The sequence below is a fragment of the Achromobacter sp. genome, from assembly GCF_057314935.1.
On sequence record NZ_DBHKZA010000011.1, the window covers coordinates 86,553 to 102,385 of the forward strand.

Below are 15,833 nucleotides of genomic sequence, written 5' to 3' on the forward strand. Positions count from 1 at the left end.
GGACCCGCGGCTGCCTGGAAAACGGCATCGCATCAGGCCGTGACCTGCCCGCTGATGGTCGGCGCAAGCGGCACAGCCGCCTATTTGTTTTTTCCGGCGTCCCGTCTCGGAAATCCTGACGCGGGCGGCGCTCGCCGCAATGCGCGTTCGTCCTGCCTCGGGCCGCCTCGCCCGGCCATCAGGAAAATCTATCCATGCCAACGGAAAAGGCGACTTGGTCGCTCGGATCGCGTCTCTCATCATTGGTTTTCGCTGGCCGAAGCCGCCTCACTCTGCAGGGAAACCGGATGAACACCGCACGAACGCCCCTACCCGCCGCCTACCCCCGATTCCGCTACGACGGCTCTGGCGATCTTGCCCGTATCGGGCTGATCTACATCGCCTCCAGCGTCGTGATGGAAGAAGAAATGTGGGCCATGTCCGGTCCGGGGGTTTCCACCCATACCGCGCGCATCAAGCTGCCCAAAGTCACCGTGCAGGGCATCGAAGAAATGATGAACGCGCCGGAACTCGAACAGGCCGCGCGCCTGGCCGGCGCGGCTCCCATCGATGTGTTGCTCTTTGGCGGAACCAGCGCCTCGTTTCTGCACGGCACCGCCTACGACCAGGCGCTTATCCAGAAGCTGCGGCAATGGGTGCCAGGGCCGAAGATCACCACGGCGTCCACCGCCACGCTCGCCGCACTGAAGAAGGTGCACGCGGGCAAGGTTGCGCTGGCCACGCCGTATCTGCCCGAAATCCATGAACGCGCCATCCGCTTCCTTCAGGAAAACGGCCACGAGGTCGTCAGGAGCGCCTGCCTGGGCATCTCGGACGACCATGCGCTGGCCGAGGTGTCGCTCGAGAAGGTCTATGACCATGTGATCTCGGTCGACCATCCCGATGCGACAGCCATCTTCGTTTCGTGCACCAACTTCCGGACTGTCGGGGCCATCGAGGCGCTGGAACAGAAACTCGGCAAGCCGGTGATCTCGGCCATCCAGGCCTCGTTCTGGCACTGCCTGGAACTCACCGGCGCGGCAGGCGCCAAGCCCGGGTACGGGTCGCTGTTCAACTCAAATCTGACCAAGGCCGACACGATGTAAGCACGACGCCACGGCGGATAAGCAATAAACAAGGGGAAAAAAGATGCATCTGCACAAAACCATCACGGCGCTGACACTCGCAAGCGCCTCGTTATTCGTCCTGGCGCCGGCTCATGCCGAGAAGCTGGTGCTTGGCAACGAGGGAAGTTATCCCCCGTTCAGCATGGTCGATCCCTCGGGCCGCCTGACGGGCTTCGAACCCGACCTGGCGCGCGAAATGTGCAAGCGGATGAAGGTCGATTGCGAAATCGTCGTCATGGACTTCAAGGCCCTGATTCCAGCACTGCTGCAGAAAAAGCTGGACGCCGTGGTCAGCCAGACCAAGCCGCTGCCGGAACGCAAGGAAAAGGTGCTGTTTGGCCGGCCGGTGCTGTTCAACCCGGATTCCTACGTGGTGCCGGAAGCGAAGAACTACACCTTCACGCCTGAAGGGCTCAAGGGCGTGCGCATCGGCCTGCAACGCGGTTCGGCGCAAGCCAAATACGTGTCCGAGACGTTCGGCAACGGGGTGCAGATCGTGTTCTACGACAACCCCGACCAGATCCGGCTTGACCTCGCCAACGGGCGGCTGGACATGAGCCTGGGCCCCAAGATCAGCTGGACCAACGAGTTCCTGTCCAAGCCGCAGGGCAAGGGCTGGAAATTCGCGGGCGGCGACTTGTGGACCGGTGGCGGCGAAGCCGGCTCGAGCTGGATTGCCCGCAAGGACAGCGGCGAACTGCTCAACCGCATGAACGCCACGCTGGAAACCATCATCAAGGACTGCACCTTCACCAAGCTGCGCAAACCCTATATGGAAGTGGAGCTGCTGCCCGAGGAATCGGCCTGCCGCTAGCCGGATAGGCGCATCCCGCCTGGGCCGCCCGCCATGGGGCCGGCGGGCCGAGCGGCATGTTTCATACGCTTGCCAGGGTCTGCGCAAGGCGCCTTTCAATGTGAACAGGCTATAGGAATACCTCATGCCTTCGATGGGTTTCGTGCAGCAACTCGCGACCGGCGCGATGATGACGATCCAGGTCGCCGTCTGTGCCTATCTGCTGGCGCTCGCGATCGGGACGTTCTTTGCCCTGATCACGCTACGGCCGACATGGCTGGCCAGGATCATCTGGATCCCGTATGCCTCCATTTTCACCGGCGTGCCTTCGCTGCTGGTGGGATTCCTGTTCTATTACGGCGGCTCGCAAATCGTCGCCGGCTTGCTCTCGCCGTTCGGCATCGGCCAGCGTATCGAGATCACGCCTTTCATGGCGGCGGTGGCGGCGCTCGGCATGGTGTACGGCGCCTACCTGGCCGACTTGATACGCAGCGCAATCCAGAACGTGCCGCACGGACAGTTCGAAGCCGCGCGCGTGCTGCTGGTGCCGCGCAGCGCCATCTGGCTGAAGGTCATCCTGCCGCAGATGCTGCGCCTGGCCTTGCCCGGCATGACCAATATGTGGATCGTCGTGCTCAAGGACACTGCGCTCATTTCATTGATCGGCCTGAAGGAAATCATGGCCTACGCCAAGCTCGCTTCCGGTGTGACCAAGGAGCCCTTCGTCTACTACCTGCTCGCGGCGTGCTTCTTCCTGATGATGACCTGGCTGACCTACTACGTGGCCCGCCGCGTTGAAACGTGGGCCGCGCGGGGCTTTCATCCCGTCGTGACCCAGGGAGCGTCTCATGCACTTTGATTTCCAGGTGGCCTGGGAGAGCCTGCCCAAACTGCTGGCCGGCGCCGGCACGACATTCGCCGTGCTGCTGCCGGTGCTGGTCATCGGCCTGCTGCTGGCGCTGCCGGTCGCCCTGGCCAGCTTCCGGCCGGGCCCGCGCGCCCTCTTCGCCAGCAGCTATATCGGCTTTTTCCGCGGGGTGCCCAGTCTGGTGTTGCTGTATCTGATCTATAGCGGACTGCCGCAGTTCTCTTTCGTGCGCGATACCTTTCTGTGGAACGTCTTTTCCAGCGCTTATGTTTGCGCCTGGCTGGGCTTGGCGCTGACGCACTCGGGCTTCATGGCGGAGATCATCCGCGGCGGGCTGGCGGCAATTCCGAAGGGCACCATCGAGGCCGCGCAGACCCTGGGGCTGAAGCCCGCGCAAATCCTGTTCCGCCTGCGGCTCCCGCTGGTCGCGCGCTATGTGCTGCGCGCCTATCAAAATGAGTTGCTGATCATGGTGAAAAGCACGGCGGCCGTCAGCGCCATCACGCTGGTCGACCTGACCGCCGCCGCCAATACCGTGTTCGACTACACCTATGACCCGTTCACGCCCCTGATCACGGCGGCGGCCATCTACTGGTGCATTACCAACAGCATACGTCTTGGATTTTCGATCGCGGATCGCAAGCTGAACCGCTATCTCGTCAGAGTCTGAGCCGCCCGGCCGACCGTCCTTCAGAGCGCGAACCATCATGACTGCCATCCTGTCCAGCATCACGCCGCCGTTGTCCTCCGTCCGTTCTGAATGCGCGCCTGCGGTATCCATCTCGGGATTGAACAAGTTCTACGGGTCGTTCCACGCGCTTCGGGATATCCACCTTGAGGTGGCCAGCGGCGAAATCGTCATACTGTGCGGCCCGTCGGGATCCGGCAAGTCGTCGCTCATCCGCTGCATCAACCATCTGGAACAGCACGACTCGGGCGATATCCACGTCAACGGCACCGCGCTGACCAGGCGCCCGGAAAGCGTGGAGCAAGTCCGGCGCCAGCTGGGCATGGTGTTCCAGAGCTTCAACCTCTTTCCGCACATGACGGTGCTGGAGAACTGCACCTTCGCGTTGAAGATCGCCTTGAAGACGCCGGCCGCCGAAGCCGAACAGACGGCACGGGAGTACCTCGCCAAGGTCAATGTGATCGAACAGGCCGGCAAGTATCCGATCCAGCTTTCCGGCGGGCAGCAGCAGCGCGTGGCCATCGCGCGCGCGCTCTGCCTGCGGCCGCGCATCATGCTTTTCGACGAACCGACGTCGGCGCTGGATCCGGAATCGGTCGGTTCCGTGCTGCGCATCATGGAAGACCTGGCCCAGACCGGCATCACCATGATCTGCGTCACCCACGAGATCGGCTTCGCCCGCAGGGTGGCCGACCGCTGTGTGTTCATGGAGTGCGGCGAAATCATCGAGACCGCGCCCACCGAACAGTTCTTTGCCTCGCCCAGGAACGAGCGCCTGAAGCATTTCCTCGAACAGGTTCTGTAGCCAACAACATAGACAAGGGGTTGTCATGATCAAGAAACTTATTTGCGCGGGCATGCTTGCCGGCGCGGCCCTCGCCGGCACGGCGCATGCGCAGGATGCCCTGGTGGTGAGCACCTGGGGCGGCAGCTTCCGGGACCTTATCGATGAGACCATCGCCAAGGAGTTCACGCGGCAGACAGGGGTGCCGGTGAAGTACATCACGGGCGGCACCATCGACCGCCTGAACAAGGCCAAGCTCGCCACCAAGCCGGAAAGCGACATCACGTTCACTACTTCGCACATCGGCTGGCTCTACGTCAATGCCGGCCTGTACGAGAAGCTGGACCTGGGCAAGATCCCCAATTACTCGCACCTGGTCGATCGCGCCAAGATCAGCCCGTACCATATCGGCAGCTGGGCGTATGTGTACACCATCGGCTACCGCCCCGACCTGGTTCCCGCCGGCATCACCTTCAACAGCTGGAACGACCTCTGGAATCCGGCGTTGAAAGGCAAGCTGTCCGCGCCCGATTTCGACCCCAGCCACATCATCGACATTTCGGCGTTGCTCTCTGGCGGCGACGCGAGCAGCTGGGAAAAGGGCCAGGACAAACTCAAGGCCCTGAAGCCCAACTTCAAGGCCTTCTACACCAACGACGCCAATAGCCAGCAACTGATCGCCGCCGGCGAGACGCCCGTGCAGATCGTGCTGTCCATGAACGCCTACTACATGATCGGCCAGGGCGTGCCGATCAAGGTGGCGATGCCCAAGGAGGGCGCGGTGCTGGGGGTGGACACCATGGCCATCATGAAAGGCAGCACCAAGACCGACCTGGCGCACAAGTTCATGAACATCGCGCTTTCGCCGGAGGTGCAGGCCAAGATCGTGGCCGCCAAGAAGGCCAGCCCCGTCATCGACGACGCCAAGGTCTCGCCCGAAGACGCCGCGCTACCGGGCGTCTTCACGACCAAGCAGCAATGGGATACCCAGGCCATCGTCATCGACGACAAGCTGCGCGCCGAAAAGACCGCCGAGTGGCGCAAGTGGTTTACCGAAAACATCATGAACTGATTGCCGATACCGCGGCCTCGCGGCCTTGCGGGCCGCGGCGCCGCCACGCTTTCAACGTACACGAAGGATGGGTCAACCATGGATGCGCGTTCCACCTTGAGAGGATGGCTGATATCCCCGGCCAGCTTCATCGCGCTGTGCATCTGCGTCGCCATGGCGGCCGTGCTGCAGTACAGCTTGCGCACTTTCATTCCCGGTTCGCTGGATGTCGGGGGCCTGACGCTCTCGAACTTCTCGGGCATGGGCAAGCAGATCTACGTCGATGCCTTTGTCAACACCCTGCGCCTGAGCGTGGAAACCACGGTCTTCTCCCTGCTCGTCGCGTACCCATTGGCATACGCCCTGGTCAGGGTACGAAACCGCTATATCAAGTCTTTCATCCTGATCGTCTCCATCACGCCGCTGTTCCTGGGCGAAATCGTGCGCACCTATTCCTGGATCATCGTGCTGGGCAGCACGGGCTTCATCAATTCGATGCTGCTCAAGCTGGGCTTGATCGATACGCCGCTGGCGCTGATGTTCAGCCATCTTGGCGTACTGGTGGCGCTGGTGCACGTCACCGTCCCGGTGGTCGTGCTGATGCTGGCCACCGCGATCTCGCACATCGACCGCGACTACGAAAAGGCCGCTGAAAGCCTGGGCGCGGGGCCGGTCCGCACGTTCCTGACCATCACGCTTCCGCTGTCGATGCCGGGCATCCTGGCCAGCATCACCACCTCATTCGCCTGGACGTTCAGCGCCTTCGCCACGCCGCAAATGATCGGCGGAGGCCGCGTACCGACGGTTTCCACATTGGTCTACCAGCTGGGATTCTCGTCCATGAACTTTCCCCTGGCGGCCAGCCTGAGCGTCATGGGCCTGGGCCTGACGGCGATCGCGCTGATGCTGCTTGGCCGCGTCACGCGCCGTCTCAAGGTCATTGGAGGACACTGACATGGGCCTGCGGAAATCCCTGCCCCTGTGGCTGCGTATCGGCGCACCGGTGCTGATCACGCTCATCCTCGCCTTCGTGCTGCTGCCCGTGGTGGTGGTAGTGCTGGCTTCCTTCAATGAAAAGGCCTTGCTCACGTTCCCGCCGCAGGCCTGGTCCTGGCGCTGGTTCGAGCGTGTTTTCACCTACTCCGATTTCCGTGACGGCTTTCGCGCCAGCATGGTGGTGACGTTCTGGTCGTCGTTGCTGGCGCTGGTCATCGGCACCGGCCTGGCGATTGCCGTCAAGCGCATGGCGTTTCCCGGCAAGAACATCCTGCAGGCGATTCTGCTCTCGCCGCTGGTGATCCCGCACTTCACGGTGGGACTGGGCCTGTTGATTTTGGTGGCGCAGCTGAACATCGATCGTGGCTACGGCATCGTGATCCTGTGCCACGTCATTCTCGTCCTGCCTTTCGTGCTGCGCAGCGTCTATGTCTCGATGGAGAACCTGGACGAGCGCCTGGAGCAGAGCGCCGCGAGCCTGGGAGCGTCACCGGTGCGGGTCCTGTTCACGATCACCGTGCCCTTGCTGGCGCCGGGCCTGTTCGGCGGCTGGCTGTTCGCCGCCATCATGTCGTTCAGCGAGTTCACCGCGTCGTTGTTCGTGACCACCCAGAGCACGCAGACCCTGCCCGTGACCATGTACAACTACGTGCGCGAGTTCGCCGACCCGACCTTGGCCGCGCTGTCGGTGGTGTATATCGTGGTGACGGCCACTTTGCTGATCTTCGCCAACCGCTTCCTGGGGCTGGGCAGGGTCCTCAATATCGAGGACAACCACTAGAGAATTTTTGGGTGGAATGTTGAAGGTTGGCTTTGTGACGCCGGGTTCGTTCTTAAGCCGCCGGAGTCCGGACTGCGGGATTCCGATGCTCGGCCCGGTGGTCCTGCGCTTCGGATCCCTCCGCCCGGCCCCCGGCTCACGGCATCTGCCCATGAGCGGGTTTCAAAACCCTCGCATTGGGCGGCTGTAAGGCGAGGACCCCGGAGCCATCCGAAGCGCAGCCCCAGTGGGCGAGCATCGGAATGGCGCAGGGCAGCCTCGGCGGGTTCAGAGCCCCGACATCCGCAAGCTCTGACATCCACAAGCTGGAAACCTGGCCACCAACGATCAAGATCCCGAATATCAACACCCAAGCAAAAAATTCGCCAGAACGACCGCGAGCGGACGCGCCGAGCCCTTCAATAGCCGCGCGCCGGATCGACGCGGTTGGCGGGCTCCAGGCCCTGGCTGACTCGCAGTACGTTGTCGGCGACCTGTCCGGCGGCCGATGCCGGAATGGCGACCGATGCCAGGTGCGGCGTGATCAGCACGTTTTCCATTGCCCAGAGCGGGTCGCCAGACGGCAGGGGCTCGCGCTCGAACACGTCCAGCGTCGCGCCGCCCAGATGGCCGCTGCGCAGCAGATCGGTCAGGGCAGCCTGGTCCACCAGCGCGCCCCGGGCCACATTGATCAGGGCCGCGCCGCGCGGCAGGCGCTGCAAACGTTCGCGATCCAGCAGGCCGCGGGTCTGCGGCGTCAGCGGAAGCATCACCACCAGGATGTCGGCGCGCGATAGCACCGTGTCCAGCGACTCCATGCCGCTGTGGCACTCGACCCCGTCGATGCTGCGCGGGCTGCGCGACCAGCCCAGCACCGTCAGCCCCTGGCGGCACAGCTCCTGCGCCGCGCAGGCGCCCAGCTCACCCAGGCCCAGCACGGCGACGCGTACGTCCTGGGGCGAACGCGGATGGCGATAGGCCCACTCGCCGCGCCGCTGCGCCGCTTCAAAATACGGAATATCGCGCGCATAGCGCAGGGTGGCAAACAGCACGTAGCCCGCCATCATGCGCGCCATGTTGGGATCGGTGATGCGCGTGATGGGTACGCCGGCGGGCAAGTCCTCGCGGCCGACCAGAGAGTCCACTCCCGCGCCCAGGTTCACGATCAGGCGCAGGTTCTTCATGCGCTCGAAGAATCCCAGCGGCGCCTTCCAGGCCAAGGCGTAATGGATGCTGGCCGGATCGTGGTCTTCGTTGCCGTGCACCACGCGCAGGTCCGGCAGGCGCGCCTGCATGGCGTCGCGCCAGGCCGTGTAGTCGTCGAACTCGCTGTAGAAGATCATTGCGCCCGACACGGCGGAGCGGGAGGATGCATGCATGGGCGGTCTACCTCAGGTACTGCGGTTTATCAGACGGGACATGGCCTCGATGGCCAGTTCATAGCCATCGCCGCCCAGTCCCGCGATGACGCCATCGGCGGCCTTTGAAATATACGAATGATGGCGGAAGGCTTCGCGCCGCCAGATGTTGCTCATGTGGACCTCGATGATCCTGCCCGGAAAGGATAACAAGGCATCGAGGATGGGCACCGACGAATAGGTCAGGCCGGCCGCGTTGATGATGACGCCCTGGGCAGAGCCGCGGGCTTCCTGTATCCAGTCGACCAACTGACCTTCGTGGTTGGACTGGACGAAGTTCAACTGGATGCCCAGCGAGGCCGCCTTGCTTTCGCAGCGCTGCTGCAGCACGGGAAAGCTGTCGGAGCCATAGGTCTTGTTGGCATCCAGCCCATAGAGATTGGCGTTCGGCCCGTTCAGGAACCAGACCGTGGAAGATGTTGGGGTGGCGCTCGGCGTCGTCATGGCGGCAGTCTCAGGCTTCGTGGGGAAGGGTCGCCTGCATGGCAGGCAATGCGTTGAACACGGCGAACCACGCCGCGGCGCGCGGATGCGCCGTGCGCCAGTCCAGTTCGGGAAAGCGGAAATCCAGATATCCCAAGGCGCAGCCTATGGTCAGGTCGCCGATGCTCGGAAGCGCCTGCGGCAGATCGTCCGCCTGCCCCTCGATGTCCGCCAGGCAGGCCTGCACCTTGACCAGCTGCGCCTCGCGCCACTGCGGCCACTGGATCTCGGCCGGGCGGGCCGTGTGCTCATAGCGCGCCAGCAGGGCGGCATCCAGCAGGCCGTCGCCCAGGGCCTGGCGCGTCAACGCCACCCAGCGGGCCGGACCCGCCGGAAATAACTGCGTATCGCCGGCAGCCTCGGCCAGGTACTCGCAGATCACGCGGCTGTCGTAGAGCGCTTTGCCGTCCGGCAAGATCAGGGTGGGCACCTTGGCCAGCGGATTGTGGCCAGCGATGCGCGCGTCACGGTTGACCGGATGCGCGGCGCTGGCAAGCCATTCGATCTGTCCAGCCTGACCGGTCAAGTGCGCGCACACCATGACCTTGCGCACGAAGGGCGACGTCGGGGCATAGAGAAGTTTCATTCCATTCTCCATTTATCAGGGTTTAAGGACCAGTTTGCCGAACACCTTCCCGCTTTCCAGCAACTGATGCGCGCGCACGGCGTCGGCCAGAGGCAGGCTTTGCGCCATCTTGGGCCGAATGCGGCCTGCGGCGACCAACGGCAGCACATGGCGCCTGAGCGCGACCGCCATCCGGGCCTTCTCGGCATCGGTTTGCGGACGCATGGTCGAAGAGTGCAGGCTCAACTGCTTTTGCATCACGGTCAGCAGCTCGATGGTGACGGCCGATCCCTGCAGGAAGGAGAGGCTCACGTGGCGCCCGCCGAAGGCCAGCGCCTGCAAATTGCGCCGCACATAATCGCCGCCGACGATATCCAGCACGACATCCACGCCGCGGCCCTGCGTGAAAGCCGCGCAGGCTTCCACGAAATCCGTGTCATGAAAGCAGATCACCTCGTCGGCGCCGAGTTCACGCAGGGTGTCCAAGCGGCCGCGTTCGCCGTCCGTGACGATGACCCGCGCGCCGGCGGCATGCGCCATCTGGATGGCCAGCGTGCCGATGCCACCGCCGCCGCCATGGATCAGCACCGTCTCACCCATGCGCAGGCGGCCCAGTTCGAACAGGTTGTGCCAGACGGTGAACAGGCCTTCTGGCAGCGCACTTGCCTGCGCGTCGTCCAGCGCCTCGGGCACAGCCAGCGAATGATCCACGCGCGCCACGCACCACGGCGCATAGCCGCCGCCCGCAAGCAGGCTCATGAGGCGCTGCCCGCGCAAGGAATCCGACACGCCGGGTCCGCAAGCCGCGACCTCGCCGCAAGCTTCCAGCCCCAGCACGTCGGTTATGCCCGGCGCCGGCTTGCTCACGCCCTGGCGCTGCATGATGTCGGGCCGGTTGATGCCGGCCGAATGCACGCGCAACAACACTTCTCCGGCGCCCGGCGTCGGGACGGGTCTGCCGGCCATCGTCAATACCGTGGCGTCGCCCGGCTCGCGGGCAATGATGGCTTGCATTTCAGCGGGAATTTGAGTCATGGCACTGTGCCTCGCGGACGAATGGAAACTCGGCGGCTGCGCAGGCGCGACCGCCAGGAAGGGGCATCGCGTGTAGCCGTCTTCAGGACGACGCGTTGAAGACACTGACCCCGTGGCCGGGCAGGGCAAGTCCCGCCACAGCGCCCACGGGCCATTCATGCAGGCAGTTCAGGTCGAAGGTGCGCACCATGACATGCTGGCGCCCCTCCACAGGAATGTGCACATCCAGGTACAGATCCACGTGATCGCCCTGGAACACGTGGTTGACGACCGTGCCGCTCAACACCGATCCGCTATGCAGGGCTTCCAGCTTGATATGTTCTGGCCGTACGTAGAGATCCAGCCGGTGGCCCTCGTGAGACCCGCCCACCAGGCGCTGGCGGGGGATATGCGTCAACCCCGCGCCCAGGCGCAGCTGGATGGTTTCCGCGCTGGTGCCGTGATAATGCGCGGGCAGGATGTTGACGTCGCCCAGGAACGATGCCACGAACGGATCCTGCGGATTGCGGTATAGCTCGTCCGGCGTGGCGACTTGCCGGATCACGCCCTGGTTCATCACGGCGATGCGATCCGACATGCTGAGGGCCTCGCCCTGATCATGCGTGACGAAGATCGTCGTCACGCCCAGCCTGCGCTGGATTTCGCGGATTTCCACCTGCATGGCGCCGCGCAGGCTTTTGTCCAGCGCGGAAAACGGCTCGTCGAGCAACAGGACCTTGGGACGGATCACCAACGCCCGCGCCAGCGCCACGCGCTGCTGCTGGCCGCCGGACAGCTCGCGTGGCTTGCGCTCGCCCAATCCATCCAGCTTTACCAGGGCCATGGCTTCACGCACCCGCCGCTCGATCTCGGCGGCCGGCACGCGCCGCATCCGCAGGCCGTACGCGATATTGCGCTCCACGGTCATGTGCGGAAACAGCGCGTAGTTCTGGAACACGATGCCGATCTGGCGCTGATACGGCGGCAGCGCCGTGACGGACGTGTCGTCGATGAAGATCTCGCCGTCGTCCGCGTCGGCGAAACCCGCGATGAGGTTCAGCAAGGTGGTCTTGCCGCAACCCGACGGGCCCAGCAGCGTCAGGAACTCTCCGCGCTCGATCTTCAGGGACACCTGTTGGAGCACCGCGTGACCGCGATATTTCTTGACCACTCCCTCCAGGCGGACCGCGCTGGAGCTATCGGAGGAATAAGGACTATTCGGCATGGCTGCTGCACTCACAGAGTTCAGTCTCCCGGCGCGAAGACTCCGGGAAAAACAGGCGGTGGCCGCATGGCACGCAAGGCTGCGGCGCCAGCGTTCTGGTGCAGTCAAGAATACGGTAAAGCCCTATTTCCGGTGCATTGCCGATGCTGATGGGGGCCATCGGAAAAAAGAAATCACGACGGCACAAGCGCGGCGGCGCGTGTCGCCCGGGCAAACCGGCACCTTTGCTTTTTCCTAAGTCAGCCGTCCGAAAAACGAAGTTATCAACTTGGGGCTTCGGGGTCACACTGCGGCCAATCGTTCAGCGCGCACCCTGATCGTGCACGCGGTTCGCCGGCTTTCTTTTCCTTGATCGTCGTGTCAGCCTCGAGACGCACCAGGGTCTCGGTATTTCTTAGGATCTTCACATGTCAATTGAAAAAACCAATACGCTGGTGATCGGCGCCGGCCAGGCCGGCATCGCAATGAGCGAGCACCTCGGCGCCATGGGGATTGCGCACATCGTGCTCGAACGCAGGCGGATCGCCGAACGCTGGCGCTCCGAACGCTGGGACTCGCTGGTGGCCAACGGCCCCGCCTGGCACGACCGCTTTCCCGGCTTGAAGTTCGATGACGTCGGGCCCGATGTCTTCCCGCCCAAGGAGCGCATGGCCCAGTACTTTGAAGACTACGCCAAGATGCTTAATGCGCCGGTGCGCACCGGCGTTGACGTCCTGCGCGTCCAGCGCAACGACAAGCGCCCGGGCTTCACCGTCACCACCTCGGCGGGCACCATCGAAGCCCAGCACGTCGTCGCCGCGACCGGCCCCTTCCAGGTCCCCACCTATCCGAAAATCGTGCCGGAAAACGCCGGCATCCAGCAGCTTCATTCCTCGGCCTACAAGAACCCGGGGCAATTGGCCGACGGCGCCGTGCTCGTCGTGGGCGCGGGCGCCTCCGGCTCGCAGATCGCCGAAGAGCTCCGCCAGGCCGGCCGCACCGTCTACCTGTCCGTGGGCGAACACTACCGGCCGCCCCGCTCCTACCGCGAACGCGACTACTGCTGGTGGCTGGGCGCGCTGGGCATGTGGGACGAAGTCAAGAAAAAGCCCAAGCGCGAGCACGTCGCCTTCGCCGTGAGCGGCTACGAGAACGGCAAGACCGTCGACTTCCGGCGCCTTGCCCGCGACGGCATCCAGTTGGTGGGCATCACGACCTCCTATGAAAACGGGGTGCTGCACTTCGCCGACAACCTCGGCCGCGATGTCGCTCAGGGCGATGCCGACTACTTCGAAGTCCTGCGCGAAGCCGACGCCTACATCGAGCAGAACGGCCTAGACCTTCCGCCCGAGCCCGACGCCTGGAAACTGCTGCCCGACCCGGAGTGCCTCACCTATCCCATCCTCAGCCTGAACCTGGCCGAGGCCGGCATCAAGACCATCCTGTGGGCGACCGGCTTCAAGGTCGACTTCAGCTGGATCGACGTCGACACTTTCGACGAAAAGGGCTACCCCATCCACAAACGCGGCATCTCCGCCGAAAAAGGCATCTACTTCCTCGGCCTGCCCAACCTCACCAACCGCAGCTCCTCATTCATCTGGGGGGTTTGGCACGACGCCCGCTACATCGCCGACCATATCGGGATCCATCAGGACTACCTGGCATATAGGAAGGAATGACGGCATCTTTATCAGGCCTGCTCCGGACCTGACGCAAAAAGCCCGCATCCTGATCAAGGATGCGGGCTTTTTTATGCTGATGCTCTAGCTAGCGTCAGAACTTCGAAATCCTGGCGCCAGCGATCCTAGACCGTCCCACGCGGTCTGGGGCCCACGGGAGGGCTCGCGGATCCCGCCAACCGCACCTGTATCAATTCCAGCAACGCCCGAACCCGCGCGGTCACGGAATGGCGATGGCTGTATGCCCCCAGCAATTGCAGGGGTGCGGGGCGCAGGTCCAGTGGTACCTCCTGCAATCGGCCCGTCGCAAGGTCCTCCTGGCAGGGATAGGCCGCCACTATCGCGAAGCCGATGCCTTGGCGTGCGCCTGCCACGGCCAACTCTCCGCTGTTGACGCGGTAGCGGCTGCGGACCGGCACCTTGACGATTTCGCCTGCGGCGTCCTGAAACTGCCAGGGCTGGCCCTTCAGCGCACTGAGGGTAGTGATACAGGGCAGAGACTTCAGCTCGCGCACGTGACGTGGCGTGCCGGTCCTGGCCAACAAAGAGGGGGCAGCAACCACGATGCTGGGCAGTGTGGCGAGTTCGCGGGTGATGAAGGCGCTGTCCTCCTGATGGCCCCGGTGGAAGACGATGGACAGGTCAACGTCCTCTCGAAGCGCTTCCAGTCCGGTCATCCGGGTATCGCATTCCAGCTCGATGCCGGGATGGAGGCTGCAGAATTCGGCAAGGATGGGAGCCAGCAGTTTGGGCGCTTCGCCGGGCATGCACATTCTGAGAGGACCACGCAGTTCGCGCTGTACCGCGCCAAGCTCTTCCTGCGTGGAGAGCAGCGCGTCGAGCAAGGGCTTGGCGCGTTCGTAGAGCAGTCGGCCGGCTTCCGTCATGCGCAGATGGCGGGTGCTTCGTTCCAGCAGGCGTGTGCCGAGTTTACGTTCCAGTGCGGCAACGTGGCGGCTGACGTTGGACGAGGGAATAGCCAAAAGACGCGATGCGCCAGCAAAGCTCTGCTCATCCACAACGGCCGTATAGACGCGGACAGTATTCAGATCGAGCGCATCGCGCATTGATTATCCCGTTTGAGGTATGAAAACGTCCAATTTTTGCATGCTAGTTCTCTGTGAAGGCGGAATTTAAGATGCCGTTCTGTTCGATGCGACGCGGCCATCCGTGCATCGAGCACCGTATGCACAGGAGAGATTCAGCGTGGAAATTGGAATACTTGGCGGCGGCATCGCGGGCTTGAGCGTGGCATTGGCTTTGCGCAAGCAGGGTTACAACCCACGGGTCTATGAGCGCCGGGCGGAGCCGGCGACCATGGGGGCCGGCGTGACGCTTTGGCCCAATGCCAGCTTTGTGCTGGAGGAACTGGGGCTGTTGCAAGACATCGACGCCATAGGCGGCCGACCGCTGGCCATGCACCGCCAGGATGCTGCGGGCAATGCATTGGGAGGCCTCGATATTGCTTTGCTGGACCGGACGATGGGATATCCGACCTACACGGTGCTGCGCCGGCACTTGCAGGAGGTGTTACTAGATCATGTCGCCCGGGCCGGGATACCCGTGGCGTTCGGACACCGGGCGGTGGGCATTGAGCTGGATGCCGATGGCAAGGCTGTGGCCCATTTCGAGAACGGTGCGAGCATCCGCCCGGATCTGCTCATCGGGGCCGACGGCCGCATGGATTCCGTGGCTCGCAAGTTTGTCGCAGGTGACAACACACCTGTCTATCAGGGCTTCGTGAACTGGATTGGCGTAGCGCAGGGGCAGCATGCGCTGGTGGACGGCATTTCGATTCAGGATTTCTGGGGAGCGGGCGAACGCTTTGGCTGCGTCGCGATTCGCCCCCAGCTGGTGTATTGGGCTGCCGCCCAGGCTCGGCCCCTTTCTAAAGCCATACCGACCCCAGATATACGCAAGGAAGTCGAAGATCTGTTCACGGGATGGCCCGAACCGGTCGCGCACATCATCCGCTCCACGCCCGCAAATGCCATCCGGCTGATTGCGGTGCATGACCTGGAACCGCTGCATACCTGGAGTCGGGCGAATGTACTGCTGATTGGGGATGCCGCACACGCGCCGTTGCCAACGTCGGGGCAGGGAGCCTGCCAGGCGTTGGAGGATGCGTGGCATCTGGCCCGGTGCCTGGATGGCGCGAGCGGCAGCCTAGATCGCGCCTTTCGGGCGTTCACGAAGATCCGCAGTCCCAAAACTGCAAAGCTCGCGGAGCAAGGTCGGGCTTTCGCAAGCGGGCTGTTCGCCACCGATCCTGAAACCTGCCGCATGCGCAACGAGCGGGCCAAAGCGTCCGATCCTTTGCGTGACGTGCAGGTCTTGGCCGCCGGATGGGGACAGGGCCTGCCAATGCCAGGCTGCATCGACAGCACGCCAGCGCAAGCGGGGAGCTTCGGCAGCCTGTACCGT

At 63.6% G+C, this 15,833-nt stretch carries 17 protein-coding genes; 11 read left to right on the forward strand and 6 right to left on the reverse strand.

The annotated features are described in order from the left end of the window. The first annotated feature begins 287 nt into the window (after nt 1–287). From ACO6D5_RS06205 to ACO6D5_RS06240, 8 genes are all read left to right on the forward strand, one after another. Nucleotides 288–1,085 carry a maleate cis-trans isomerase family protein gene (locus ACO6D5_RS06205; protein ID WP_485824906.1) on the forward strand — a complete coding sequence of 266 codons (798 nt, stop codon included), beginning with the start codon at nt 288–290 and terminating at the stop codon, nt 1,083–1,085. 43 nt (nt 1,086–1,128) lie between these two features. Continuing rightward, the gene (locus ACO6D5_RS06210) at nt 1,129–1,920 is read left to right on the forward strand and encodes a transporter substrate-binding domain-containing protein (RefSeq protein WP_485824907.1); all 792 of its coding nucleotides are present in this window, start codon (nt 1,129–1,131) and stop codon (nt 1,918–1,920) included. Between the two features lie 124 nt (nt 1,921–2,044). Beyond that, nucleotides 2,045–2,758 (forward strand): ABC transporter permease, encoded by a 714-nt coding sequence (locus ACO6D5_RS06215; protein ID WP_485824908.1) that lies wholly within the window; start codon nt 2,045–2,047, stop codon nt 2,756–2,758. After that, the gene (locus tag ACO6D5_RS06220) at nt 2,748–3,437 is read left to right on the forward strand and encodes an ABC transporter permease (protein WP_485824909.1); all 690 of its coding nucleotides are present in this window, start codon (nt 2,748–2,750) and stop codon (nt 3,435–3,437) included. Before ACO6D5_RS06215 ends, ACO6D5_RS06220 begins: the two co-directional genes overlap by 11 nt. Before the next feature lie 37 nt (nt 3,438–3,474). Beyond that, nucleotides 3,475–4,260, forward strand: coding sequence for an amino acid ABC transporter ATP-binding protein (locus ACO6D5_RS06225; protein WP_485824910.1), 786 nt, complete (start codon nt 3,475–3,477; stop codon nt 4,258–4,260). A gap of 25 nt (nt 4,261–4,285) precedes the next feature. Next, entirely contained in the window at nt 4,286–5,311 is a 1,026-nt protein-coding gene (locus ACO6D5_RS06230; protein ID WP_485824911.1) for an ABC transporter substrate-binding protein, read from the forward strand. A 78-nt stretch (nt 5,312–5,389) separates the two neighbouring features. After that, the gene (locus ACO6D5_RS06235; RefSeq protein ID WP_006227652.1) at nt 5,390–6,244 is read left to right on the forward strand and encodes an ABC transporter permease; all 855 of its coding nucleotides are present in this window, start codon (nt 5,390–5,392) and stop codon (nt 6,242–6,244) included. A 1-nt stretch (nt 6,245) separates the two neighbouring features. Further along, complete coding sequence (locus ACO6D5_RS06240) at nt 6,246–7,067, forward strand: ABC transporter permease (protein WP_485824912.1); 822 nt, start codon at nt 6,246–6,248, stop codon at nt 7,065–7,067. A 398-nt stretch (nt 7,068–7,465) separates the two neighbouring features. On the opposite strand, the gene ACO6D5_RS06245 is transcribed toward ACO6D5_RS06240, so the two are convergent. From ACO6D5_RS06245 to ACO6D5_RS06265, 5 genes are all read right to left on the reverse strand, one after another. After that, a complete protein-coding gene (locus ACO6D5_RS06245; RefSeq protein WP_485824913.1) occupies nt 7,466–8,425 on the reverse strand; it encodes a 2-hydroxyacid dehydrogenase in 960 nt (319 codons plus the stop codon). A gap of 12 nt (nt 8,426–8,437) precedes the next feature. Beyond that, the gene (locus ACO6D5_RS06250; RefSeq protein ID WP_315844629.1) at nt 8,438–8,908 is read right to left on the reverse strand and encodes a type II 3-dehydroquinate dehydratase; all 471 of its coding nucleotides are present in this window, start codon (nt 8,906–8,908) and stop codon (nt 8,438–8,440) included. A 10-nt stretch (nt 8,909–8,918) separates the two neighbouring features. Then, nucleotides 8,919–9,533, reverse strand: coding sequence for a glutathione S-transferase (locus ACO6D5_RS06255; RefSeq protein WP_315844628.1), 615 nt, complete (start codon nt 9,531–9,533; stop codon nt 8,919–8,921). A 15-nt stretch (nt 9,534–9,548) separates the two neighbouring features. After that, nucleotides 9,549–10,547, reverse strand: a complete 999-nt coding sequence (locus ACO6D5_RS06260) for an NAD(P)H-quinone oxidoreductase (RefSeq protein ID WP_485824914.1) — start codon at nt 10,545–10,547, stop codon at nt 9,549–9,551. A gap of 82 nt (nt 10,548–10,629) precedes the next feature. Beyond that, nucleotides 10,630–11,751 (reverse strand): polyamine ABC transporter ATP-binding protein, encoded by a 1,122-nt coding sequence (locus ACO6D5_RS06265; RefSeq protein WP_315844626.1) that lies wholly within the window; start codon nt 11,749–11,751, stop codon nt 10,630–10,632. Between ACO6D5_RS06265 and ACO6D5_RS06270 the strand changes: the two genes are divergently transcribed. Continuing rightward, nucleotides 11,750–11,989: a hypothetical protein gene (locus ACO6D5_RS06270; RefSeq protein ID WP_485824915.1), complete on the forward strand. Its 240-nt coding sequence runs from the start codon at nt 11,750–11,752 to the stop codon at nt 11,987–11,989. The two genes, ACO6D5_RS06265 and ACO6D5_RS06270, sit on opposite strands and share 2 nt — an antisense overlap. A gap of 169 nt (nt 11,990–12,158) precedes the next feature. Then, a complete protein-coding gene (locus tag ACO6D5_RS06275) occupies nt 12,159–13,409 on the forward strand; it encodes a flavin-containing monooxygenase (RefSeq protein ID WP_485824916.1) in 1,251 nt (416 codons plus the stop codon). A gap of 125 nt (nt 13,410–13,534) precedes the next feature. On the opposite strand, the gene ACO6D5_RS06280 is transcribed toward ACO6D5_RS06275, so the two are convergent. After that, a complete protein-coding gene (locus ACO6D5_RS06280) occupies nt 13,535–14,476 on the reverse strand; it encodes a LysR family transcriptional regulator (protein WP_485824917.1) in 942 nt (313 codons plus the stop codon). Nucleotides 14,477–14,615: 139 nt separating this feature from the next. Between ACO6D5_RS06280 and ACO6D5_RS06285 the strand changes: the two genes are divergently transcribed. Further along, nucleotides 14,616–15,833 (forward strand): FAD-dependent monooxygenase (locus ACO6D5_RS06285; protein WP_485824918.1); only part of this gene is annotated, 1,218 nt, incomplete at its 3' end.